Source organism: Bradyrhizobium sp., assembly GCF_019242285.1.
Lineage (GTDB): Bacteria > Pseudomonadota > Alphaproteobacteria > Rhizobiales > Xanthobacteraceae > Bradyrhizobium.
This window is the reverse complement of the sequence record NZ_JAFAVV010000328.1, coordinates 1-5,397: the sequence shown is the minus strand read 5'-3', so window position 1 is coordinate 5,397 and position 5,397 is coordinate 1. Positions and strand designations below refer to the sequence as shown.

General features: G+C 63.7%; 6 protein-coding genes and 1 pseudogene. All 7 read left to right on the top strand.

Features of this window, described 5'->3' with window-relative positions:
• Positions 1-769: toprim domain-containing protein (locus JOY90_RS12975; RefSeq protein ID WP_291691526.1), on the top strand; the 769-nt coding region annotated here is incomplete at its 5' end.
• Between the two features lie 338 nt (positions 770-1,107).
• Positions 1,108-2,043: a DUF2493 domain-containing protein gene (locus JOY90_RS12970; RefSeq protein ID WP_291691525.1), complete on the top strand. Its 936-nt coding sequence runs from the start codon at positions 1,108-1,110 to the stop codon at positions 2,041-2,043.
• A 183-nt stretch (positions 2,044-2,226) separates the two neighbouring features.
• Positions 2,227-2,721: a hypothetical protein gene (locus JOY90_RS12965; protein WP_291691524.1), complete on the top strand. Its 495-nt coding sequence runs from the start codon at positions 2,227-2,229 to the stop codon at positions 2,719-2,721.
• Positions 2,722-3,236: 515 nt separating this feature from the next.
• Positions 3,237-3,557, top strand: a complete 321-nt coding sequence (locus JOY90_RS12960; RefSeq protein WP_291691523.1) for a DUF736 domain-containing protein — start codon at positions 3,237-3,239, stop codon at positions 3,555-3,557.
• A gap of 574 nt (positions 3,558-4,131) precedes the next feature.
• Positions 4,132-4,551 carry a hypothetical protein gene (locus JOY90_RS12955; RefSeq protein ID WP_291691522.1) on the top strand — a complete coding sequence of 140 codons (420 nt, stop codon included), beginning with the start codon at positions 4,132-4,134 and terminating at the stop codon, positions 4,549-4,551.
• On the top strand, positions 4,536-5,174 hold the full coding sequence (locus JOY90_RS12950; RefSeq protein ID WP_291691521.1) for a transposase: 639 nt from the start codon (positions 4,536-4,538) through the stop codon (positions 5,172-5,174). Before JOY90_RS12955 ends, JOY90_RS12950 begins: the two co-directional genes overlap by 16 nt.
• Positions 5,147-5,397, top strand: a pseudogene (locus JOY90_RS12945) (IS1634 family transposase); the annotation flags it as partial. The gene JOY90_RS12950 and the pseudogene JOY90_RS12945, both read left to right, overlap by 28 nt.

Sequence of the window (5,397 nt, the reverse complement as noted above, 5' to 3'; positions counted from 1 at the left end):
GCTCGCGCGCTGGCAGCGCGAGCCACCGCCCGAGAACGATCCACCACGGCCTCAGGCCCGCGCCGCAGAGGCGGCCCGGCGGCTGTTTGCGATGTCGCAGCCGATCGCTGGCACTCTCGCCGAGAGCTACCTGCGCAATCGGGGCATTGATCCGGCGTGCGACGAGGGCGCACTCCGCTTTCACCCGCGCTGCTTCTATCGGCCCGATGAGAGCTTGCCCGTCGAGACCTGGCCCGCCCTGATCGTTCCCGTGACCGATCTTGAGGGCCGCATCACCGGCGTGCAGCGGACCTGGCTTGATCCTGATGGTTTCGACACCCGGCGGCTTGGTAAGGCGCCGATCGAGACGCCACGGCGCGCGATGGGTGATGTTCTCGGCAATGCGGTGCGCTTCGGCATCGCAAGCGACGTGCTGGCGGCAGGCGAGGGCATCGAGACCGTGCTGTCGCTGCGCACGGTGCTGCCGATGTTGCCGATCGTTGCTGCGCTCTCGGCCAATCATCTCGCTGTCTTCCGATGGCCTGCGACGCTGCGCCGGCTCTATGTCGCCGTCGACGCGGATGCTGCGGGTAAGGAAGCGGACAGAGCCTTGGCCGCACGGGCGACCTCGGCCGGCATCGAGGCGATTGCTCTTTGGCCAGGGCTTAAGGACTTCAACGAAGACCTGCGCAGTTTCGGTCCTGACGGGTTGCGAGAGTCTTTGCAAACCCAGATCGTGCCGGAGGATTTCGCTCGCTTCGTCCGCGCAATGCCGTTGGACGCTGCTTGAGCAGAGACGTTCGGGTTGAGCCATGATCGAACAGACGGGAGCCCGCTCCGTCTGTTCGCGACGCGCTCCTGGCCTTCTCAGGGGCGATCGGACGGCGGGCGCCCGGACCGGCAATGGCGGGTATGCGGCTATTTTCCGCCGGCCCGCATGGACCACTCTTTCGAAAGGTTGAACTGCGGGCCTTTGCAGCGCGAAGCAAAATAGCCCCATCCCCGCCATCCTCCGCATTCGCTCCGGCCCGCCGCTGTCGCGGCGGGTTCTGGTCCGGTTCGTCCACCGTCTCAGAGATCGCACGAAGGCCGCGATGGGCGCGGTCGACCTGACAGACGAGCTCTCCCATGACCGACCATGACGACACCGAACGCGAGCCGCTGCACGACGCTTCCGCAACTGACCTTGCCTTGACCGAACTGCAGCTCTTCGGTTATCGGCCCTTCGATGACGGGCCGGACCCACGACCGCTTCCCGAGGGAAGAACCATTGCTGGCGCAGTCGCCGACATCTTCGATGCGCTGGTGGCAACGCTTGCCGACACCCGCCTCGAACCGGACCTCCGGGAGCTCCTATGGTCTACCGTCAACCTGTTCCATCGGGCGACGGAACGCATTGAGCGCGAGCTGGACGACAACGAGCAGGCGCAGCGGACGAGCCAACGCGAACAGGACGGCTCTGAAGTGCGCTCGGTCGAGCTCGAGCGCTTGACGGCTCAGGGCATCTCGCTGGTCGAGCGCCGCAACGCCATGGAGCTGTTTCGCGACCAGGCGATGGAAGCCTTCGAGGTTCATACCCGCTCTCCGTGGCGGCCGCGCTCGGGATCACTGATCAACCATCGCACGCTCACCGCCGCCATGATCGATTCTCGCGACTTCCTCGCAGCCAAGCGTCGCGCCGAGACGGATGTCATGCTGCCACCCGGACCGAAGATCGCGCTCACCGGTGGACCGGACTTCAGCGACGTCGCGCTGATCTGGGACCGGCTCGACAAGGTCCGCGCCAAGCATCCCGACATGGTCCTGTTGCACGGCGGCTCGCCCAAGGGCGCCGAGCTCATCGCCGCCAAATGGGCATCCAGCCGCAAGGTGCCGCAAATCGCCTTCAGGCCGGACTGGACCAAGCATCAAAAGGCCGCACCGTTCAAACGCAACGACGCCATGCTCGATGCGCTTCCCATCGGCGTCTTGGTGTTCCCCGGCTCAGGTATCCAGGGCAATCTCGCCGACAAGGCAAGACGCCTCGGCATTCCCGTGTGGAAGTTCGGCGAGGGCGGCGCGTGAGCGCCGTCCTTTCGAGGTGATGCTCGGTCGCACACTGAACACGGCCGAGCAAGACGGGATGGATCGGAGGATATCTGATCTTTGGCTCCTCAACATTGTCCAGATCTGCCGATATTCTCAAAGCTCGCGCCGCGGCGGTGGTGGAAGGCGCAACCGTCATGCTTTTGTACGAAGGCCACCACCATGCTCGCCATTGGACTTGCACTCAATATTGCCGTTGTCGGCCTGTTCTGCTGGGCGCTGTTCTCGCTGTTGGTCCATGCGCTGCCGTTGTTCGTTGCCGTCAGCATCGGAATGGCGGCATTGCATCATGGTGTTGGTGTAACGAGCGCGCTGCTCGCGGGCTTCGCCGCAGCTCCACTCACGCTGGCTGTTTGTCGGTTCGCCTTTGCCGTGGCGCAGTCTGCGATTCCCCGCACAATTGTTGCGGTTATTTTCCTCGTTCCGGCAGCGGTTGCCGGCTATCACGCAACTCTTGCGTTGTCATATCTGCTGGCGCCGTTGTCGTCCCTACGTGAGGTCTGCGTGTGGCTCGGGGCCGCCTTTGTTTGCGGGATAGCATGGAACCGGCTTGCGCTGTTTGCCGCGCCGTCCGTCGTAGGCAGAGCGGCGTGCGACCAGGCTCCACCAGTCCTTAGGAACTCGGTTAGCAATGGATACCCGTTCGCGTCTCGGTGAATGGTCGGTATGATCGGGCTGCACGGGCCATGCATCGGCTTGGGCGGGGGACAGGTCATCAGCTCCTCGAAACGCTGGACCAGTTGCGCAGCCACCGTCTCGATGCCCGCAGGAGGCAGGCGGATGTCTGTCCTCGGGTTTGGCCGGCGTCCGAAACCGCCGTTTCCTGCCGGCGCCTTCTTTTCCGACGCCCGCTGTATCGGCCTCTTGAATTGGGCAACGAAGGCCTGCCACACTTTCTCCTGGGACTGCATCAGAGCGCGGACGCGCCTTGCCTCTTGATGGCTTGATCTGGCCGAAGACCGGCTGCGCCTCGATCGTCTTGAACGCAACGCCGCCTGTTCGACTTTCTTCCCCTGGGCTTAACGCCCATTCCTCGCGAGGCAAGAAAGTCGCCCATTGGCGTCCTCCGCTGGCGCTACGGCCCTTCGGGTGCGCCGCCGATCGCCATTCGGCTCATGTCGCGCCATCGAGGCCGCGGTGGTCGCGGGCTCGAGACAGCAAGGAGAAATGACATGGCTACCATCGGTTCCTTCAAGAAGGTCGGCAACGACTTCCAGGGCGAGATCATCACGCTGAGCCTGCAGGCCAGGGGCGTTCGCATCATTCCCGAGCCCAATCGCTCCAGCGATACGGCCCCCAGCCACCGCGTCTACGCAGGGCGGGCCGAGATTGGGGCAGCGTGGTCGAAGCGCTCGGAGGAGGGACGCGACTATCTCTCGCTCAAGCTCGACGATCCCTCGTTCAACGCGCCGATCTACGCGAACCTGTTCGACGACGAGGGTGGCGAAGGCTACACCCTGCTGTGGTCGCGGCCTCGGAAGACCGGAGACTGAGACCCGTCTCGACCATGCTCCGCCCGACCTCGTCGGGCGGAGCACATGAAGGGGTGCCAATCGCTTCCCGTTTCCGGTCCTACTGAGAAGGTGCACACGTCAACCGAAGACGACGCATCTCGCGTCAACCGCGTTCGCCTCATCGTTTCCGTGGCGACGAGCCAAGGCGACGCAATAGGCCAAAGCTCCACCTCGGTTTCGAACGCAGGCCCCGTCCGGTCTCATCGCAAAGCCCTCATCCTCGCGCACGAGAGCGCCACGGCGACGTACCTCGCGGATTTCAGCCTTACTCACTGGCATCAATATCATTGCCCAATAGCTAGACCGAAGTTTGCGCGATCGCGGAGGTGAAAACCGAGTCCGAGCGCCGGGTTAGCCGCGAAAGCATTTGTGGTTTGTGTCCATGTAAGGGATTCCCAAATCGGGCGAGATGTGATTCGATTCGGGGATGTTCATCGAGACGGTGCCGAATCGAGATTCGCCGCCCGCGGTGTTGTTGCGAAAGAGCTATCGCAACGAGAGGGGCCGGGCGCAGAAGCGAACCTTGGCCAATCTGAGCAAGCTGCCTGCGGACGTGATCGACGGGCTGAAGGCCCTTCTCAAGGGCGGCACGGTGATCGGCACAAGCGAGCTGCAGATCGAGCGCTCGTTGCCGCATGGCCATGTTGCGGCGGCGCTGGCATTGATCCGCAAGATCGCACTGGATCGGCTGATTTTGAGCACGGCGAAGGACCCAGCGTCGCGGCGCTATTGCGATCTCGTGGTCGCCATGATGGTCGACCGACTGATTACGCCACGCTCGAAGCTTGGCTTCGTGCGCGCGGTAGATCAGGAGAGTGCGATCTCGAGCTTGGGCGCGGTTCTGGGTTTGGGGAGGGTCAAGGAGCGCGAGCCCTATGAGGCGTTGGATGGGCTGCTCGAGCGCCAGACGCGGATCGAGAACGGCTGGCGCGGCGGCATCTCGAGGACGGCGTTCTGGTGCTCTATGACGTGACGTCATCCTATTTTGAGGGTCGCTATTGTCCGCTGGCGCGTTACGGCCACAGCCGGGATCATCGGCGCGACCGGCCGCAGATCGTGTACGGGCTGCTCTGCACACGCGAGGGGCTGCCGATCGCGGTGGAGGTGTTCGACGGCAATACGGCTGATCCGTCGACGCTGCGGACACAGGTCGAGAAGGTGAAGGACCGGTTCGCCATCAACCGCATGGTGCTAGTTGGGGACCGCGGCATGATCACCTCGGCGCGCATCCGCGATGATCTGAAGCCTGCAGGTTTGGATTGGGTTACCTGTCTGCGCGCGCCGGCGATAAAGGCGCTGGCGCAAGATGACGGGCCGCTGCAGTTGTCGCTGTTCGACGATCGCGATCTCGCCGAGATCAGCGCCCCGAACCTGTTCCCGGGTGAGCGGCTGATCGTCTGCCGCAATCGGGATCTGGCAGCCGAGCGGGCGCGCAAACGCGAGGAGCTGTTGGCTGCCACCGAACGCGAACTCACCCGCATCCAGGAGCAGGTTGGTCGAGAAACTCGCGCCTCAAGAGTGCCGCCGAGATCGGCATGGCGGTCGGCGCAGTGCTCAATCGGAAGAAGATGGCCAAGCACTTCGACGTCGAGGTAGCCGACGGCTATCTGTGCTGGTACCGCCGGGCCGAACAGATTGCCGAAGAGGGGCGCCTCGACGGCATCTACATTATCCGAACCAGCATGCCGGCTGAGCATCTCGATGCTGCAGAGACCGTCCAGGCCTACAAGGATTTGGCACGGATCGAACGCGCCTTCCGCTCATTGAAAACCGTCGATCTCGAAATCCGTCCGATCCGCCACTGGACCGCTGCAAGGTT